The sequence below is a fragment of the Pseudomonas hunanensis genome, from assembly GCF_013393325.1.
GTDB classification, from domain to species: Bacteria; Pseudomonadota; Gammaproteobacteria; order Pseudomonadales; family Pseudomonadaceae; genus Aquipseudomonas; species Aquipseudomonas putida_P.
This window is the reverse complement of record NZ_QJRC01000094.1, coordinates 18,961-36,756: the sequence shown is the minus strand read 5'-3', so window position 1 is coordinate 36,756 and position 17,796 is coordinate 18,961. Positions and strand designations below refer to the sequence as shown.

Here is a 17,796-nt window from a genome sequence, read left to right as displayed (position 1 = left end):
TGAGCCTAGACCCGTTTACCAGTGATGCCGAACAGGGAGCTGTTACATTTCTTTGCCAGGGCTCGGATCTGGCCTTCAATACACCCACACCTCGACCCGTCGGTTACGTAACCGTCCTTGCTCCAGCTCATTGCCGGCCACGGGTAGTTCATCGCCCATCCCAGTCACCTCCAGCACCTCCACACCATCGCGCGCCAGCTCGCGCCGCACTGCTTGCGCGCGCAGGCGTGAGAGCAGGGCCGCGCGCCCGGGTGTCTCCTTGGGGTCGCCAAACCCCACCAGCACCGCCTTGCTCTGCAACTTGCCAGCCTGGCGCAGGTACTCGGCTACCCGCTGCACATCGCGCAGGGCCTTGTTGTCGAGGCTGGCGCTGCCTTCCTGGAAGCGAAAGTTCACGCTCAGCCGCTGCGCCTGCTGGGCGAGGGTGCGATAGCGCGGCGGCATATCAGACTGGGGAGGGACAGGTTGAGCCTTGATCTGCTGCGAAACGAAACCCTGCTGGGCGACGATCGCCTGGCCCGCGGGGCTTTGGGCGAAATCGGCCAGGGCCTTGGACTGGGGCTTGGGGTTGGCCGGCAGGTAGAAGTACAGGCGCCGCGATAGTGGGTAGTCTTCGCTGGCCACCAGTGCGCGTTCAGGCAGCATGGCCGGTGCGTCGCCCTCGGCCACTGCCAGCACCTTGGCCCCGTGCACGGCGGCCAGGCTGCTGAAGCCGATGGCCTGGCGGTCGGCACCTACCTGGGCCGCCAGTTCGTCACTGGACTCGAAGCGCTTGGCCTTGGGCGACAGTTCGCTGTGCAGAGGTTCCAGCACCAGTGCCTTGAAGGTCTCGAAAGTACCGGAACGGTCATCACGGGCATACAGGTGAATGGCCCCGCCAGAAACACCTAATTGTTCCCAGCGCTGGACCTGCCCGGAGAAAATCTGCGCCAGTTGTTTTGTGGTGAGCTGCGGCAGTGGGTTGTCGGGGTGGACGATGACCGCGACGCCATCCAGGCCGATGACTTGTTCAGCGCTGGCAGCACGCAGGTCGCCCAGGGCCTGCAGCTGGCGCACTTCACTGTCGTTGATCGGCCGCGATGCCGCTGCCAGGTCGGCCTCGCCCCGGCCCAGGGCAACGAAGCCGGTGCTGGAGCCGTGGGCGGCGATGTCCACGCGCACGGGCTGCCCATGCGCATCGCGCGCACTGATCACGGTTTCATTGGGCAGTTTGCCCGGCTGTTGCGCGATGGCGCTGGCTTGCTGCGCGCGCAATTGCCCCTGCACCAGCGCCGGCAGCAAGGCCGCACCAATCGTGTTGGAACCTTGCACGCGCAGGTGCTGGGGCTCGGCCAAGGTCGCAAGCGGTAGCAGGATAAGCAGCAAGACAAGCAGGCGGGGCATGCCGGATGGCCCTGTGGCATAGAGTTGGCCGGCAGATTACGACAGTGGCGTGATGATAATGTGACAGTCCGTAGGGGAGGGCTTTGCCCCCCCCTTCTCGGCGGCTGGCGAACTCAATGCGCCCCGGCAGACTTGCTCAAATCGCTCTCGGCCCACTCGGTATAGATGCACGCATCCGCCACTGCCCAACGCACCTTTACGCTGTCGCCCGGCTGCATCGGCATGCCTGCGGCTGACAGCGCCTTCACCGTCAGCTCGGTACCCCCTGCAGTCACCACATGGCAGGTTTGGCTCTCACCCAGGAACAGCACCTCGCCAACCTTGGCGCTGACCTCGTTCCAGCCCGCTGGCAGTGGCGCGCGCGCAGCCTGTTCGGCGGTCAGGGCCAGGGCCTTCTCCGGGCGCACCATGATCAGTGCATCTTGCGAGGCGGCCAGCCCTGGGGTCAGGCGAATGGCTACCGGCTGCCCCTCGAAACTGCCTGCGCCATTGCTGCTGGCCTTGATCCGCAGGAAGTTGGAGTTGCCCAGGAACGAAGCGACAAAGGCATTCGGCGGGTTTTGGTACAGGTCGTAACCGGTGCCCAGGCCGACGATCTTGCCGTGGCTGAAAATGGCGATGCGCTGGGACAGGCGCATGGCTTCTTCCTGGTCGTGGGTGACGTAGACGATGGTAATGCCCAGTCGGCGGTGCAACTGGCGCAGTTCGTCCTGCAGGTCTTCTCGCAGCTTCTTGTCCAGCGCGCCGAGCGGCTCGTCCATCAGCAGGATACGCGGCTCGTACACCAGCGCCCGGGCAATCGCCACACGCTGCTGCTGGCCGCCAGACATTTGCGAGGGTTTGCGGTGGGCGAACTTCTCTAGCTGCACCAGCTTGAGCATGGCGTCGACGCGCTTGGCCGTCTCGGCAGCGCCGAGCTTGCGAATGGCCAGCGGGAAGGCGATGTTGTCGCGCACGTTCAGGTGCGGGAACAGCGAATAGCGCTGGAACACCATGCCGATGTCACGCTTGTGTGGTGGTACGTTGACCAGCGATTGGCCGTCGACCAGGATCTCGCCACTGCTGGGTGTTTCGAAGCCGGCCAGCATCGACAGGGTGGTGGACTTGCCCGAGCCGCTGGAGCCGAGGAAGGTCAGGAACTCGCCGTCCTGGATCTCCAGGTCGAGGTTGTCCACGGCGGTGAAGTCGCCGTAGTGCTTGTTCAGGCCGCGCAGGCTGACCAGGGTCTTGCCGTGCGCGTTGTCTTTGATCACTGCACTCATTGTTGTTTTCTCCGCGCTCAGGCGTTTTCGGTGCGCCGGCGCAAGGCGGCGGCAATGAACATGACAAGCAGCGACAGGCCGATCAGCAGGGTCGAGGCCACGGCAATGACCGGGCTGAGGTCCTGGCGCAGGGTGGTCCACATCTTCACCGGCAGGGTCTGCAGGTCGGGGCTGGCCATCATCACGCTCAGCACCACTTCATCCCACGACACCAGGAAGGCGAACAGGCCGCCGGCGATCATGCCGGGGCGGATGGCCGGGAAGGTGACCTTGAAGATCGCCTGCAGGCGCGAGGCACCGCAGATCACCGCGGCATCTTCAATCGACTGGTCGAACAGCTTCAGCGAGTTGATGATGGAAATGATGGTAAAGGGCAGGGCGACGATCACGTGGCTGACCACGAAGGCGAACAGCGTGCCGGTGTAGCCAAGTTTGAGAAACAGCGCATACACCGCCACGGCAATGATCACCAGCGGCACGATCATCGGCATGGTGAACAGCCCGTACAGCAGTTCGCGGCCCGGGAAGCGGCCACGCACCAGGGCGAACGCGCTGGGCAGGCCCAGCAGTACGGCGGCGAGGGTGGTCAGCACGGCCACCTTCAGGCTGGCCAGCGCAGCGTCCATCCACTCCGGGTTGGAGAAGAACTGGCCGTACCACTTGAAGGTCCAGCCTGGCGGCGGGAATACCAGCCACTGGGACGAGCCGAACGACAGCAGCACGATGAACACGACCGGCAGCAGCAGGAAGGCCGCGATGACCCCGGTGGTCAGGTACAGGCCCGTACGCAGCGGGCGACCCATGGCATTGGGAGACAGGAGCATGGCGGTTTACCTCGCGTTGCCAACCGGGGATTCCGGCTGCAGCTTCAGGTACAGGTAGAAGAGCACCAGGGTGATCGCCACCAGCAGTGCGGCGGCGGCGCTGGCCAGGCCCCAGTTGAGGAACGACTGCACCTGCTGGATGATGAATTCGGGCAGCATCATGTTCTGTGCACCGCCCAGCAGCGCCGGGGTGACGTAGTAACCGAGCGACATCACGAACACCATCAGCGCGCCGGAGAACAGCCCCGAGCGACACAGCGGCAGAAATACCTTCCAGAAGTTGGTCCACGGGCTGGCGCCGCAGATGGAGCCCGCCTGCAGCACCATCGGGTCGATGGCGTGCATGGTCGCCTGCAGCGGCAGCACGATGAACGGGATCATGATGTAGCTCATGCCGATCACCACGCCGGTGAGGTTGTGCACCATTTCCAGCGGGGCATCGATGATGCCCATGGCCATCAGCGCCTTGTTGATCACCCCCGAGCTCTGCAGCAGCACCAGCCATGAGTAGGTGCGTGCCAGCAGGCTGGTCCACATCGACAGCAATACGATGTTCAGCAGCCAGCGGCCCCAGCCCTTGGGCACCAGGGTGATCGCCCAGGCCAGCGGGAAGCCCAGCAGTACGCTGATCAGGGTGACCACGCCAGCCACCGAGAAGGTGTTGAACAGTACCCGTGCGTAGGCCGAGTTGGCGAACAGTTGCTCGTAGTTGCCCAGCCCAGGGGTTGGCTCAAGCACCCCGCGCAGCAACAGGCCGACCAGCGGGGCGAAGAAGAACAGGCCAAGGAACAGCAGGGCCGGCAGCAGGTTGCGGCTGCCTTTCCAGCGCTGGCTCAGGCTGGCGCGGCGGGGGGCGGTGCCCGGCGCGCCGGCACCCGTGGGGGCACCTTGCGCGTTATGCAGGGCGTTGATGGCGACTTTCATTTGACCAACCACTCATTCCAGCGGGCCGCGATGGCTTGACCGTTCTTGGCCCAGTAGGCGAAGTCGAGGGTGACCTGGTCCTGGGCGTAGGCTGTTGGCAGGTTCGGCGCCAGGTCTTTGTCCAGCTTGGCCACGCTGTCGACGTTGACCGGCGCGTAGGCGGTCTTGTTGGCGAACTCGGCCTGGCCTTCGGCGCTGCTGGCGTTGGCCAGGAACTTCATGGCCGCATCCTTGTTCTTGGCGCCTTTGGGAATGACCAGGAAGTCGGCCATGACCAGGTTCTGCTTCCAGCTCACGCCCACCGGTGCGCCATCTTGCTGCAGGGCATAGACGCGGCCGTTCCAGAACTGGCCAAGCGAGGCTTCACCCGAGGCCAGCAGCTGTTGCGACTGGGCACCGCCGCCCCACCAGACGATGTCTTTCTTGATGGTGTCGAGCTTCTTGAAGGCGCGGTCCAGGTCCAGCGGGTACAGCTTGTCTGGGGCTACGCCGTCGGCCAGCAGGGCCAGTTCCAGCACGCCGGGGCTCGGCCACTTGTACAGGGCACGTTTGCCGGGGTAGGTCTTGGTGTCGAACAGCGCGGTCCAGTCCACCGGTTTGTTGGCACCGAGCTTGCCTTCGTTGTAGCCGAGTACGAAGGAGAAGAAGAACGAGCCGACGCCGTGGTCGGAGACGAACCGCGGGTCGATCTTGTCGCGCTTTATCTGGTTGAAATCGAGGGGTTCGAGCAGGCCTTCGCTGGCGGCACGCAGGGCAAAGTCGGCTTCGACGTCAACCACATCCCACTGCACGTTGCCGCTCTCGACCATGGCCTTGAGCTTGCCGTAGTCGGTGGGGCCGTCCTGCACGACCTTGATGTCGGTGGCTTTGCTGAACGGTACGGCCCACGCTTCTTTCTGGGCGTCCTGGGTGGTACCGCCCCAGCTGACGAAGTTCAGGCTGTCGGCGGCCTGGGCGGCCTGACATGCCAGGGTCAGCAGGCTGGCGGACAGCACTGCGGTTACACGTTTGCTCAACAGCATGGTTACGCCCTCGTTGCTTTTGTTATTCGAGGCGGGGCTTGTGGTGCGCCCGCCAACAGTGTTCGGGGAGCAGCAAAAACAAAGTGTCCGGGTGGCCGTTTTTAAGTGTAGGTGCCGGCCTGCAGATTTAAGGTCTACGGGATATCATATTATGGTATTCCAAACTTTTGGCAAGAGGTGTGAGGCGACCGGCCATCACTCCGACCTCTTCAATTTGTCGCGGTCTGCTTTTGTAGGAGCGGCCTTGTGTCGCGAAAGGGCCGTGAAGCGTCCCCAGGATGTCAGCAGATGCACAGATTGCTGGGGCCGCTCTGCGGCCCTTTCGCGACACAAGGCCGCTCCTACAAGGGGTGGTGTCAGCTTGGAAGACCTGGCTCGAACGGGATGCTCTGCACCACTTCCAGCTCATATCCCGCCAGGCCCGCGTATTTCAGCGGTGGCCCCAGGTGACGCAGTTTGCCAACGCCAAGGTCCTGCAGAATCTGCGCGCCGGTGCCCACCTCGGAATACACCTTCGACTGCCCACGCTGGTAAGGCCGTACCGGCTGAGTCAACTGCGGTATGCGTTCAAGCAATGCCTGGGAGGACTCATGGTTGGCCAGGATTACCACCACGCCAGCACCTTCCTCGGCCACCTTCTGCAACGCCGCCCACAGCGTCCAGTTGGCCGGGCCTGCATATTCAGCACCGACCAGGTCGCGCAGTGGGTCGATTACGTGCACCCGCACCAAGGTCGGTTGTTCGCGACGGATGTCGCCCATGACCATGGCCATGTGCACACCACCTTCGATGCGGTCTTCATAGCTGACCAGGCGGAAAATGCCATGCACGGTCGGCAGCTCGCGTTCGCCGATGCGCTTGATGGTCTGCTCGGTGCTCAGGCGGTAGTGGATCAGGTCGGCAATGGTGCCGATCTTGATGCCATGCTGGGCAGCGAACACTTCCAGGTCCGGGCGGCGGGCCATGGTGCCGTCGTCGTTGAGCACTTCGACGATCACCGAAGCCGGGCTGAAGCCTGCCAGCCGTGCCAAGTCGCAGCCGGCTTCGGTATGGCCGGCGCGGGTCAGCACGCCGCCTTCGCGGGCGCGCAGGGGGAAAATGTGGCCCGGTTGCACCAGGTCTTCGGGGCGCGCGTTGGGGGCCATGGCCGCTGCCACGGTGCGCGCCCGGTCGGCAGCGGAAATACCGGTGGTGACACCCGTGGCCGCCTCGATCGACACGGTGAACGCGGTGCTGAAGACGCTGCCGTTAGCCGGTACCATCTGCTCCAGGCCCAGGCGCTGGCAGTGCTCGTCGGTCAAGGTCAGGCAGATCAGCCCACGCGCTTGGCGGGCCATGAAGTTGATGGCCTGGGCGTCGCAACGCTCGGCGGCGATCAACAGGTCGCCTTCGTTTTCCCGGTCCTCGTCATCCACCAGCAGGACCATCTTGCCTTGCCGGTAGTCCTCGAGAAGTTCCTCGATGGTGTTGAAAGCCATGTTGCACGCTCACTGTGGTGGGGTGATTATTATGGTATACCATCATACATAAATATCGCCTTAAGAGGAGAGCAGCAGATGAAGGCTTACTGGATCGCCCATGTGGACGTGACCGACCCCGAGCAATACCAGCAGTACACCCAGCGTGCCCCGGCTGCCTTCAAGGCGTTCGGCGGCCGCTTCCTGGCCCGTGGTGGGCGCAGCGAGGCGATGGAAGGGCGGTCTACCCCCCAGCGTAGCGTGGTGATCGAGTTCGATTCGTACGAGCAGGCGGTGGCGTGTTACCGGTCCGAGTTGTACCAGCAAGCGTGCAGCCATCGCCAAGGTGTGGCGAAGGCCGAAGTGATCATTGTCGAAGGGTTCGAGCCTTGAGTGATGGTCTCACGGCTCTCCCGGACCGGCAGGGCACCAGGCCCTGCCGCATGGGTGGATAATGTTATTGAAGGTGTACTTTCAGTTCACCGGCCGCCTGGCGCATCGCCGCCTTCACTGCCGGCACCTGGCTCAGTGGGTTGAGCAGCCCATAGTCATGGATCATGCCGTTGTAGCGCACTGAGGTAACCGTCACACCGGCAGCATTCAGCTTGCGGGCATAAGCCTCACCTTCATCACGCAACACATCGAACTCAGCCGTTTGTACCAGTGCTGGCGGCAAGCCTTTGAGCTGCTCAGTGCTGGCCCGCAGCGGCGATGCGTAGACCTGCGCACGGGCACTGGTATCGGAGGTGTAGCTGTCCCAGAACCACTTCATCATCCCTGTGGTCAGGAAGTGCCCTTCGGCAAATTGCTTGTACGAGGCAGTCTCGAAACTCGCATCGGTCACCGGCCACAGCAGCAGCTGGAAGCGCAGCGCAGGGGTGCCGGCCTCTTTGGCTTTCAGCGCCACGACTGCCGCCATGTTGCCGCCGACGCTGTTGCCGGCCACGGCCAGGCGCTTGCCGTCCACGCCGATCGCCTTGCCATGCTCGGCCACCCAGCGGGTCGCGGCGTAGGCCTGGTTGATGGCCGTCGGGTAGTGCGCTTCCGGCGATGGGGTGTAGTCCACGTAGACCGCCACCGCACCCGAGCCGACTACCAGGTCGCGGATCAGCCGCTGGTGGGTGGGGAAGTCGCCCAGCACCCAGCCGCCACCGTGGAAGAACATGAACACTGGCAGGTCACCCTTCGCGTTGGCCGGGCGCACTACTTGCAGCTTGATCGACTCGCCATTGGCCTGGATGGTGCGCTCCTTTACCTCGATGCCCGAAAGGTCGACCTTGACCGAGGCCTGAGCGCCGGTCAGCACTGCGCGGGCGTCTGTTGGGCTGAGCTGCTCCAGCGGCTTGCCACCCCCTTTTTCCAGGGCTTCGAGGAAGGCCTGAGTGTGTTGTTCGACACCAGGGCTGCCAGCGGCGAAAGCGCTGGAAACGGACAGGGCCAAGAGGGAGGCGGTGAGGGCCTTGTGGACAATGTTCATGAGCGAATCCTTTTCTATGCAAGTGGTGGTAGTGGGCGTCTTGCCTGGCCTGCTGGGCCATCGCTGCGACTTGTGCGTAGATTAGGCAGGTGCACTTGCAGGAAAAAGCCGCTATAAAGCGTTTGACTGTCACTATGAGCGAGACAATGAACCCTTACGAAGACATGCGGATCTTCGCCCAGGTCATGGAGGCTGGCAGTTTCACCGCCGCCGCCGACCGCCTGGGCATGTCGAAGCAATCGGTCAGCCGACGCCTGATGCAGCTCGAGGAGCGCCTTGGCGTTCGCCTGCTCAACCGCTCCACCCGGCGCCTGGATGCCACACCGCTGGGCCAGCACTACTACCAGTCGGCCTTGCGCTTGTTGGGTGAGGTGCAGCAGGTAGAGCACGACATCAGCGGCCAGGCCCAGGCCTTGCGCGGCACCTTGCGCCTGAGTGCGCCGCTGTCGTTCGCCATGTCGCACCTGGGTTGCCTGCTGACCGAGTTTCTTCAACTGCACCCGCTAGTAGATGTAGAGGTGGACCTCAGCGACCGCGCCGTGGACCTGATCGGCGAGGGCTACGACCTGGCGCTGCGCATTGGCGCGCTGGAGGACTCCAGCCTGATTGCGCGGCGTATTGCCAATGTCGAGCGCGTCTACTGCGCGAGTCCGGCGTACCTGCAGGCGCGGGCAGTACCGGTAATACCGGAGGATCTGGCCGGGCATGACTGCCTGCCCTATGGGCATTCGCGACAGGTGCAGTGGCAGTTTCGCCAGGGCGGCAAGGCGCAGGCGATTCAGGTGACAGGGCGCATGCGTGCCAACAACGGCGAGTTGCTCAGGGATGCGGCCATCGCCGGCATGGGGGTGACCTACCTGCCGACCTTCATCGTTGGCCAGGCGTTGGCGGATGGGCGGCTGGTGAGTGTGCTTGAAGAATGGACGCCGCCGGCGTTGCAGTTATCAGCGGTGTATCCGCAGCACCGGCAGGTAGCGCGGCCGGTGCAGGGTTTTGTCGACTTCTTGCGTGAGCGGTTGGTGCAACTATAGGTTTACCTCAGCACAGGGCCAGCAGTGGTGCCTTGCGCGCCTGTGGCCCGGCCCAGAGCAGTTGCGCCACGCCGATGGTGCGTTCTTCGAAACCGCCCTGGCAATAGCACAGGTAGAACTCCCACAAGCGCTGAAAGGTATCGTCATACCCCAGCATCGTTAGTTCCGAGCGCGCCAGGCGCAGGTTGTCGCGCCAATGGCGCAGCGTGCGCGCGTAGTCCTGGCCGAAATCCTCCAGGTGTACCAGGTTCAGCGCGGTCTGGCGGCTGGCGGTGTCCAGCAGCACGCTCAGCGAAGGCAAGGCGCCGCCGGGGAAAATATAGCGCTGGATAAAATCCACCGAGCGCCTGGCCTGGGCGTAGCGCTGGTCGCGGATGGTGATGGCTTGCACCAGCATCAGGCCATCATCCTTGAGCAGCGACGCGCACTGGCGAAAGTAGGTCGGCAAGTAGCGGTGGCCGACAGCTTCGATCATTTCGATCGATACCAGCTTGTCGAAGCGCCCGCGCAGGTCGCGATAGTCTTCGAGCAGTACGGTGATGCGCTGCTCCAGGCCCAGGGCCTTGACCCGCTGCAGGGTATGGGCGTACTGCGCCGCCGAGAGCGTGGCGGTGGTGACCCGGCAGCCATGCTGCAGTGCGGCGTGGATGGCCAGGCTGCCCCAGCCGCTGCCGATCTCCAGCAGATGGTCGTCGGGCTTGAGTTCAAGTTTCTGGCAGATGCGTCGCAGCTTGCTGGTCTGGGCCTGCTCCAGGGTTTGCCCGGGGCTGTCGAACTGCGCAGCGGAGTACATCATGGTGGGGTCCAGCAGGCGCTCGAACAGGTCATTGCCCAGGTCGTAATGCGCCAGGATATTGCGCCGCGCGCCGCGCCGGCTGTTGCGGTTGAGGCGGTGCAGCAGGCGCAGGGCCGGGCGCGCCAGGCGTGCCAGGCCGCCCTCCATGGCATCGAGAACATCCAGGTTGGCAACGAACAACCGGGTGACAGCGGCCAGGTCCGAGCTGCGCCAGTAGCCGTGAATATAGCCTTCTCCGGCACCAATCGAACCATTGCCGGCGACCAGGCCCCAGGCGGCGTCATCAATCACTTCCACTTCCGCGTAAAGCGGGCTGGCAACGTCGCCGAACGTCCATTGCTGGCCTTGGCAGATCAGGCGCAGGTTGCCGTGGCGCAGTTGGCGCAACTGCGCGAGCACTGCGCGCCTGGCCAGGCCGCCGAGCAGCGGGGCAATGCTTGCCGATTTGCTAACGCTCAGGGTCGGTTCGGGCATGGTCGGGCTCCTCGCGGGCAGGTTGGCCGAATGCCAGGTCGTGCTGGCTGGCGATATGGTCATGTAGAGGGGTACGTTTCAGCAGCAGGCGCAGGGCCTGCCAGTAAATGCCGGAGAGGGTGCGCAGGCTCATCCACGGAAAGCTCAGGATGTGCCGCTGCAAGGCCGCGCGGTCCAGCGGCTGACGTTGCAGCGCCAGGTCGGCTTCGAACACCTTGTGCCCGGCGCGCCAGTTCTGCATGTGGATGCGCACCCGCTGTGCATCGAGGGCGAACTGCAGGTGGTAGTCCATGTTCAGTGGCATGAACGGCGAGACATGGAAGGCTTTGGCCAGGGTAAATGTCTGGCTCAGGCCATCGTTCACGGGCAGTACATAGTGGAAACGTTCACGCCAGGGGGTGTTGCGCACTTCCAGCAAAATAGCCGCGAGCTGGCCTTGCCGGTCATGGCAGAAATAGACACTCACTGGGTTGAACGACAGCCCCCAGCAGCGCGGTTGGGTCAGCAGGTGCACGGCGCCTTCGGGTGCTTGGCCGATAGCCTGACCGACCATCAGCCGTGCGGCCTCGGCCAGTGGTCTGCCCTGGCGGGTCAGCGCCGGCAGATAGTCGGTTTCACGCCAGCACAGGGGGGCCAGCCGGGAGCTCCCAAGCCAGCGGGACAGGCGCAGGAGCTGGGGTTGTTCGTTGAGATCCAGGTAAAACATGCCAACCCGGTAACGAAACGCATGGTAGCGTGGGCTCAGCCGCCGGTGGCTCAGCCAGCCCTGGCACAGGTTGCTGTTCACAACTGTTCTCCAAAGTGCTGGGCGACGTTCAGCGCGCTTAGCACCCCGTCTTCGTGAAAACCATTGCCCCAGTAGGCGCCGCAGTAATAACTGTGCAAACGCCCCTGCAGTTCGCCCTGCCGAGCCTGTGCCGTCAGAGCGTCAAGGCTGTACTGCGGGTGGGCATACTCGAAGCGGGCAAGTATCTGTGCAGGGTCCACCTGCGCGGTCTGGTTGAGGCTTACGCAGAACGTGGCCGGCGCCTTGATGCCCTGAAGGATGTTCATGTTGTAGGTGAGTGCGGCAGGCGCCTGCGCGTTGCCGCCCAGGCGGTAGTTCCAGCTGGCCCAGGCCCTGCGCCGTTGTGGCAGCAGGCGCGTGTCGGTGTGCAGCACCACGTCGTTGCTGGCGTAGTGGATGGCACCCAGGATGGCGCGCTCATGTTCGCTTGGCGGTGCCAGCAGGGCCAGTGCCTGGTCGCTGTGACAGGCAAATACCACCTTGTCGAATCGCTCATTACCGCTGGCCCAGGTAACCGTCACGCCGAGGTCGTCACGTTTTACCTGATGCACCGGGCAGCTCAGCCGGATGCGATCGGCAAAGGGCTGGCACAGAGGCCTGAGGTACGCGCGTGAGCCTGCGTCGATAACCTGCCATTGCGGGCGATGGTTGACCGACAGCAAGCCGTGGTTGTTACAGAACCGCACGAAAAACTGCAACGGGAAGCCCAGCAAATCGGCCGGCGACATCGACCAGATCGCTGACCCCATCGGCACGATGTAATGGTCGATGAAGCGCCGCCCATAGCCTTGGGCATGCAGATAACTGCCCAGCGTGGTGGCGCTCTCGATCCGTTGCTGGTTCAGGTCGGCGGTGGCCTCGCGGTTGAAGCGCAGCACATCGCGCAGCATTCCCCAGAATGGCGGGGACAGCAGGTTGCGCCGCTGGGCAAACAGCGTGACCAGGTCGTGGCCGTTGTACTCGAACCCCGTGCGCGGGTCATGCACCGAAAAGCTCATTTCGGTGGGGCGCGAGGCGACACCCAGATGCTTGAGCAGGCGGATGAAGTGCGGGTAGGTCCAGTCGTTGAAGACGATGAAACCGGTATCTATCGAGTAGCCTTGGCCCTGCCACTGCACATCGACGGTATGGGTATGCCCGCCGACCCGGTTCGCGGCCTCGAACACCGTGACCTCGTTACGACGTGACAGCAGGTGGGCACAGGTGAGGCCGGCGATACCGCTACCGATGATGGCGATACGCATGGGTCAGCCCTGTGGTTGGCGCGCCAGGCGGCGGCCCAGCTTAAGGCGCCAGCGCGCCGGCAGTGCACCTAGCAGGCGCAGCACCAGGGTGAAGGTGGCGGGGAAGGCTATTTCCAGCGGGCGGTGTGGCAGGCGCGCGATGATATGGGCGGCGGCGCGCTCGGCGCTCCACAGCTGGGGCATGGGGAAGTCGTTGCGGCGGGTCAGTGGCGTGTCGACGAAGCCGGGGCAGACCAAGGTGACATCGATGCCTTCGCCGACCAGGTCGATGCGCAGGGACTCGACCAGGTACCGCAATGCCGCTTTGGAGGCACCATAGGCACCCGCACGCGGCAATGCCAGCCAGCTCACCGAGCTGCCCATGACCACCAGGTGTGGCCGCTGGCCGTGGCGCAGCAAGGGCAGGGCGGCGGCAAGGCATAAGCTGGTGCCGGTCAGGTTGGTGCGTATCACTCGGTCGATCAGGGCAGGGTCGAAGTGCCCAGGCTCCAGGTACTCGCAAGTGCCCGCATTGAGAATCACTTGGTCCAGTGCGCCCCAGGCGTGCTCGATCTGCTCGGCGATTCGCGCCACTTGCCCAGGTTGATCGATATCGCCGACTGCCAGCAGTACCTGGTCCGGAAACCGTTCGGCCAGTGCTGTCAGCTTGTCTGCCCGGCGTGCGCCCAACGCTACCTGGTGGCCTTGTTCCAGCAGGTGCAACGCCAGCGCGGCACCCATGCCACTGCTGGCACCGGTCAGCCAGCAACGGCTCATGCCAGCCTTCCTTTGAGCCAGCGAATCGCGCTGCCCATGATCGGCAGATGTTCGTACAGCAGGGCACCGGCGTCGAAGTAGTCCTGGTGAAAATACACCCGCTCATGCCAGCGCAGGTGGCTGCAGCCTTGCAGGCTGATCAGTTGCCCGCTGGCCAGTTGCGGGTGGCGATAGTGCAACGTCCAACGAATGTAGCCATGGCCCGGCTGTAGTTCGTCGGTGCCCTCGAAGCGGTAGTGGCAGTCGGAAACCTTGGCGTACAGCTGGGCGAAATAAGCCCGCAGCGCGGGAAGGCCGGTGAACTGGTGCAAGGGGTCGCGGAAGGCGACGTCCTCGCTGTACAGGTCACCCAACAGGTCGAGGTTGTGCGTATCCAGCGTGGCAAAGCGTTCGGCGAAGGATCGCAGGTAGGTGGACATGCACAATACCTGTACAAAATTAATTTGCTGTACAAGGTATAGTGCAGGTCTCTGGATAAATCTATACAGAAGAAAATTTTTGTACAGTTTTCGCGCGACGCTCGATCTCCCAGGCGCCAAAAATCATGCGGCGAACACCCCCCGCTAGACCATCCCCCCACCAAACTCACCCATGGCATCCAGCACCGCCTCGCACACATACGCCAGCGAAGCCCGATCAAACAGCAGCTGCAACGCCGGCCGCTCATCACTGCCTACATTCAGCACAATCATATTGATCCGCGCCACCGAGGTCTGCGCCACCGTCCCAACCGGAAACGCCCCGGCACGCAGATCCACCCCGCACAACTTGGCCATCACCGCGCTGCCATGCACCCCCGACAGTTGTAGCCAGGCATGGCTGTCCTGGCGCGGCAGCAGGTAATTGCGCTGGGCATCCTGCACCCACTCGGCCTCTACATCCGCCACCCGTGCGCCATCGTCGGCCAGGCTGCCCAGCAGCAGGTACTCGGCCTGCGACAATCGCGCCACCCAGCTTCCATCATGCTGACGCACGGCCTGGTTCGGCTGCGTGGGCAAACGGTATCCACGTTGCTGAAGGTAGGCGGCGCTGTCTGCGCCGCGAAATCCAACCCGCGCCAACGCAGTCAAGTCAGTCAACGCACAGGTGTGCAGCAGTTCGGCTCGCGGGTTGCGAGGGATAAACGCTTCGGCTTGCAAACGGGTCATGGCTCAGAGCTCCTGGCGCAGGTTGTCGGGGTCGTGGAACGGCAGCGCTACCACCTTGGCATTGACCATCACGCCACCGTCGGTGCGAATCGGGATGAGCATGCCGGGGCTGGCCTGGTGGGCGCCGGCATAGGCCAGGCCGATGATCTGCCCCAGGGTTTGCGAGTACTCGCAGGAGGTGACGTTACCGCTGATGTCCCGGCCGTCCAGCACCAGGTGCCCCTCCAGTGGTCGCGGGCTGCTTTTGGGCAGCGTGAAACCGACCAGCTTGCGCTTGAGCGGCTGTGCTTCGAGGATTTCGATCGAGCGCTTGCCAACGAAGAACGGCTTCTTGCGACCGATGGCCCACTGCATGTCGATTTCCGCCGGGTGCGTCATGCCGTCGGTGTCCTGGCCGATGATCACGTGGCCTTTTTCCAGGCGCAGCAGGCGTTGGGTCTCGACGCCGAAGGGGCGAATGCCCAACCCGGCACCCGCCTGCATCAAGGTATCCCACAGCCGCTCGGCATGGCGCGCTGGTACGTGCACTTCATAGCCCAGCTCACCGACAAAGCCGACTCGCAGGATACGTGCAGCAATGCCTGCCACCTTGCCCTGGCGTACGCCCAGGTAAGGGAAGGCTCCGGCGGCCAGGTCTACGTCATCGCACACCTTGGCCAGCACCTGGCGTGACAGTGGCCCGGCCAGGTTGACGGCGGCCAGGGCAGCGGTGACGTTGGTGATGTCCACGTCCAGGCGCCACTGCGCGTTCCACTTCAGCATCTGTTGGTAGATGCGGTCGACGCCGCTGGTGGTGGCGGTCACGTAGAAGTGCTGCTCGCCCAAGCGTGCGCAGACACCATCGTCGATGACCACGCCGTGCTCGTTGGTCATCAACGCATAGCGGGTGCGGCCAACAGGCAGTTTGGCGAAGCCGAAGGTGTAGAGGCGTTCCAGCAGTTCGGCCGCATCCGGGCCACGCACGTCCAGGCCGCCGAGCGTGGAGACGTCGATCAGGCCGACTTTTTCACGTACATGCCGGGCTTCTTCCTGCATGCAGCGATCGCGTTCCTCCGGCTTGCCATAGTAGGCCGGGCGCTGCCAGATGCCGGCGGGCATCATGTTCGCCCCGGCTTGCAGGTGGCGGCAGTGCATTGGCGTTTGCCGGTACGGGTCGAAGGCGCGGCCGGCAATGTGTGCCAGCTTTTCTGCCTGGAACGGTGGGCGGGCAGTGGTCACGCCGGTCTCGCTGATGCTGCGGCCGGTGGCATGGGCCACCAGGCGCGCGGTGGGCAGTGCCGAGTGGCGGCCCTGGGATGGGCCCATGCCGACCGTGGAGAAGCGTTTGACCAGTTGCACATCGCGGTAGCCGCTGCGGGTGGCGTTGACGATGTCGCGCACCTGCAGGTCTTCGTCGAAATCGACGAAATCCTTGCCCTTGGGGTGCGGGAAGATCGGCCAGGGGAAGTTGACCTTGGCCTCGGCGTTGAACAGCGGCTGCACCGGCGCTTGCAGGCCCAGCGCGGCCACGGCTTCGGCCGCCCCACGGGTGGCGTCGGCCAGCACGTTGCCTAGCGCATGGCGGCCGTTCACCGAACCGGCGATATCCAGCCCGGCTGGCAGGTGGCTGATGGCGAACTCGTCGCGGTCGATGTCATAGGCCAGCTTGCCACCGGCCTGGCACAGCAACTGGTACACCGGCATGTAGCCCGCCGACATGCACAGCAGGTCACAGGCCAGGCGCAGGCCATGCGGGCCAACCTTGCCCTGGCCGGTGATTGGGCGAATGTCCACGCCACTGACATGGCGCATGCCCGCTTCGTGCAGCGCTTCGTACACGGTGCTGCCCAGGTGCACAGGGATATCGCGGCGCTTGAGCTCGGCGGCCAGCGTGGCATCGGCCGGTGCGGCGCGCATGTCGATCACAGCAGCCACAGCCACGCCTTGTTCCTGCAGGTCGAGCGCGGCAAGGTAGCCGTCATCATGGCCGGTCAGGATCACTGCGCGCTGGCCCGGTTTGACCGCGTACAGCTTCATCAGCCGCTGTGCGGCGCTGGTCAGCATCACACCGGGCAGGTCGTTGTTGCGGAACACCACCGGCTGGTCGAACGAACCGGCCGCCACCAGGCAACGGCCGGCACGCACCTTGTACAGGCGCTTGTGCTGGATCACTGGCAGGTAGTGGTCGGTGAACCAGCCGTTGCAGGTGGCGTCCAGCAGCACCTGGATATTCGGGTGACCCTCTACGGCTGCCAGCAACTCCTGACGCAGGCTGGCGGCACGCGTGCCGGCGATGTCAAAGCGGGCGTAGGTGAGCGAGCCGCCAAGCACGGGCTGTTGCTCGATCAGCAACACCTTGGCCCCGGCATTGGCTGCGTCCAGCGCCGCGCGCAGGCCGGCAGGGCCTGCGCCGATGACGGCGACATCGACAAACAGGTAGGCCTTGTCGTAGTACTGTGGCTTGAAGCCTTGGTCGAGCACGCCCAGGCCGGCCTTTTTGCGAATCAGCGGCTCCCACACCTTCCACATGCCTTTGGGCTTGTAGAACGAGCGGTAATAGAAACCCACCGGCATGAAGCGCGAGCACTTGCCCAGGTAGGCGTCGCGGTCGTGCTCCAGGCTGCCGTTGAAGTTCTGCCCTTCGACCACCTGCCCGTCGCGGGCGGCTTCCAGGTCGGCCAGCACGTTGGGTTCCTCAGGCAGTTGCACCAGGGTGTTGGCATCTTGCCCGGCCATGCTCAGCGGGCCGCGTGGGCGGTGGTATTTGAATGAACGCGACAGCAACCAGCGGCCGCTGCCAAGCAGGGCGCTGGCAATGCTGTCACCGGCAAAGCCCGAACAGGCCTGGCCGTCGAACTGGAAACGCAAGGGGCGTTCGCGGTCGATCAGCAGGCCCATGGGCGCGGGGAGGCGAGTGTGGCTGTTCATCCGGCGATCTCCGGGGTGGCGGCGGGGGTGAAGTCGACGCGGCGGTCGAACAGTGCTTTCGGGTCGAAGGTGCGCAGCACCTGGTCGCTTACCGTGTGGCGCTCGGCCAGAAACCAGTAGCTGGAAGCGTTGTGCAGCCACCACTCGAGCACCACCCCGGCCAGGTTGTCGCTATTGAACACATAGTCGGCCCACTCGGTATCGCTGCAGTTGGCCGGGTCGGGCATGTGCTTGCACTCGCCGCCGTAGGTGAATTCGCTGATGTTGCGCGGGCCGTTCAAGGGGCAGGTCAGGATTTTCATCG

Annotated in this window: 17 protein-coding genes; 2 read left to right on the top strand and 15 right to left on the bottom strand. The window is 64.1% G+C overall.

Going from position 1 to position 17,796, the window contains the following annotated elements; all coding sequences use genetic code 11:
- Positions 1 to 75: 75 nt before the first annotated feature.
- From DM807_RS15550 to ribBA, 6 genes are all read right to left on the bottom strand, one after another.
- Positions 76 to 1,383: a substrate-binding domain-containing protein gene (locus DM807_RS15550; protein ID WP_060515562.1), complete on the bottom strand. Its 1,308-nt coding sequence runs from the start codon at positions 1,381 to 1,383 to the stop codon at positions 76 to 78.
- Positions 1,384 to 1,496: 113 nt separating this feature from the next.
- Positions 1,497 to 2,645 carry an ABC transporter ATP-binding protein gene (locus DM807_RS15545; RefSeq protein WP_012271740.1) on the bottom strand — a complete coding sequence of 383 codons (1,149 nt, stop codon included), beginning with the start codon at positions 2,643 to 2,645 and terminating at the stop codon, positions 1,497 to 1,499.
- A 17-nt stretch (positions 2,646 to 2,662) separates the two neighbouring features.
- Complete coding sequence (locus DM807_RS15540) at positions 2,663 to 3,469, bottom strand: ABC transporter permease (RefSeq protein WP_012271741.1); 807 nt, start codon at positions 3,467 to 3,469, stop codon at positions 2,663 to 2,665.
- 6 nt (positions 3,470 to 3,475) lie between these two features.
- Positions 3,476 to 4,393 carry an ABC transporter permease gene (locus DM807_RS15535; protein WP_060492782.1) on the bottom strand — a complete coding sequence of 306 codons (918 nt, stop codon included), beginning with the start codon at positions 4,391 to 4,393 and terminating at the stop codon, positions 3,476 to 3,478.
- Entirely contained in the window at positions 4,390 to 5,415 is a 1,026-nt protein-coding gene (locus tag DM807_RS15530; protein ID WP_012271743.1) for an ABC transporter substrate-binding protein, read from the bottom strand. The genes DM807_RS15535 and DM807_RS15530 overlap by 4 nt, the downstream gene beginning before the upstream one ends.
- 356 nt (positions 5,416 to 5,771) lie before the next feature.
- Positions 5,772 to 6,893, bottom strand: a complete 1,122-nt coding sequence (gene ribBA, locus DM807_RS15525; RefSeq protein ID WP_060515561.1) for a bifunctional 3,4-dihydroxy-2-butanone-4-phosphate synthase/GTP cyclohydrolase II — start codon at positions 6,891 to 6,893, stop codon at positions 5,772 to 5,774.
- 78 nt (positions 6,894 to 6,971) lie between these two features.
- Here ribBA and DM807_RS15520 point away from each other — a divergent pair, with 78 nt between their 5' ends.
- Complete coding sequence (locus DM807_RS15520) at positions 6,972 to 7,265, top strand: DUF1330 domain-containing protein (RefSeq protein WP_012271745.1); 294 nt, start codon at positions 6,972 to 6,974, stop codon at positions 7,263 to 7,265.
- 64 nt (positions 7,266 to 7,329) lie between these two features.
- Here DM807_RS15520 and DM807_RS15515 read toward each other — a convergent pair whose 3' ends face one another.
- The gene (locus DM807_RS15515) at positions 7,330 to 8,349 is read right to left on the bottom strand and encodes an alpha/beta hydrolase (RefSeq protein ID WP_012271746.1); all 1,020 of its coding nucleotides are present in this window, start codon (positions 8,347 to 8,349) and stop codon (positions 7,330 to 7,332) included.
- A 146-nt stretch (positions 8,350 to 8,495) separates the two neighbouring features.
- Here DM807_RS15515 and DM807_RS15510 point away from each other — a divergent pair, with 146 nt between their 5' ends.
- Complete coding sequence (locus DM807_RS15510) at positions 8,496 to 9,380, top strand: LysR family transcriptional regulator (protein ID WP_041166463.1); 885 nt, start codon at positions 8,496 to 8,498, stop codon at positions 9,378 to 9,380.
- 7 nt (positions 9,381 to 9,387) lie between these two features.
- On the opposite strand, the gene DM807_RS15505 is transcribed toward DM807_RS15510, so the two are convergent.
- From DM807_RS15505 to DM807_RS15470, 8 genes are all read right to left on the bottom strand, one after another.
- Positions 9,388 to 10,650: an SAM-dependent methyltransferase gene (locus DM807_RS15505; protein ID WP_012271748.1), complete on the bottom strand. Its 1,263-nt coding sequence runs from the start codon at positions 10,648 to 10,650 to the stop codon at positions 9,388 to 9,390.
- Complete coding sequence (locus tag DM807_RS15500) at positions 10,625 to 11,437, bottom strand: DUF1365 domain-containing protein (RefSeq protein ID WP_069942773.1); 813 nt, start codon at positions 11,435 to 11,437, stop codon at positions 10,625 to 10,627. Before DM807_RS15500 ends, DM807_RS15505 begins: the two co-directional genes overlap by 26 nt.
- The gene (locus DM807_RS15495; RefSeq protein WP_179027529.1) at positions 11,434 to 12,681 is read right to left on the bottom strand and encodes an NAD(P)/FAD-dependent oxidoreductase; all 1,248 of its coding nucleotides are present in this window, start codon (positions 12,679 to 12,681) and stop codon (positions 11,434 to 11,436) included. Before DM807_RS15495 ends, DM807_RS15500 begins: the two co-directional genes overlap by 4 nt.
- Positions 12,682 to 12,684: 3 nt before the next feature.
- Positions 12,685 to 13,437, bottom strand: coding sequence for an SDR family NAD(P)-dependent oxidoreductase (locus tag DM807_RS15490; protein ID WP_012271751.1), 753 nt, complete (start codon positions 13,435 to 13,437; stop codon positions 12,685 to 12,687).
- Positions 13,434 to 13,856 (bottom strand): nuclear transport factor 2 family protein, encoded by a 423-nt coding sequence (locus DM807_RS15485; protein ID WP_060492776.1) that lies wholly within the window; start codon positions 13,854 to 13,856, stop codon positions 13,434 to 13,436. The genes DM807_RS15490 and DM807_RS15485 overlap by 4 nt, the downstream gene beginning before the upstream one ends.
- Before the next feature lie 144 nt (positions 13,857 to 14,000).
- The gene (locus DM807_RS15480; protein WP_012271753.1) at positions 14,001 to 14,585 is read right to left on the bottom strand and encodes a sarcosine oxidase subunit gamma; all 585 of its coding nucleotides are present in this window, start codon (positions 14,583 to 14,585) and stop codon (positions 14,001 to 14,003) included.
- A 3-nt stretch (positions 14,586 to 14,588) separates the two neighbouring features.
- Complete coding sequence (locus DM807_RS15475; RefSeq protein ID WP_179027528.1) at positions 14,589 to 17,492, bottom strand: 2Fe-2S iron-sulfur cluster-binding protein; 2,904 nt, start codon at positions 17,490 to 17,492, stop codon at positions 14,589 to 14,591.
- Positions 17,489 to 17,794 carry a sarcosine oxidase subunit delta gene (locus DM807_RS15470; RefSeq protein ID WP_012271755.1) on the bottom strand — a complete coding sequence of 102 codons (306 nt, stop codon included), beginning with the start codon at positions 17,792 to 17,794 and terminating at the stop codon, positions 17,489 to 17,491. The genes DM807_RS15475 and DM807_RS15470 overlap by 4 nt, the downstream gene beginning before the upstream one ends.
- Positions 17,795 to 17,796 lie beyond the last annotated feature (2 nt).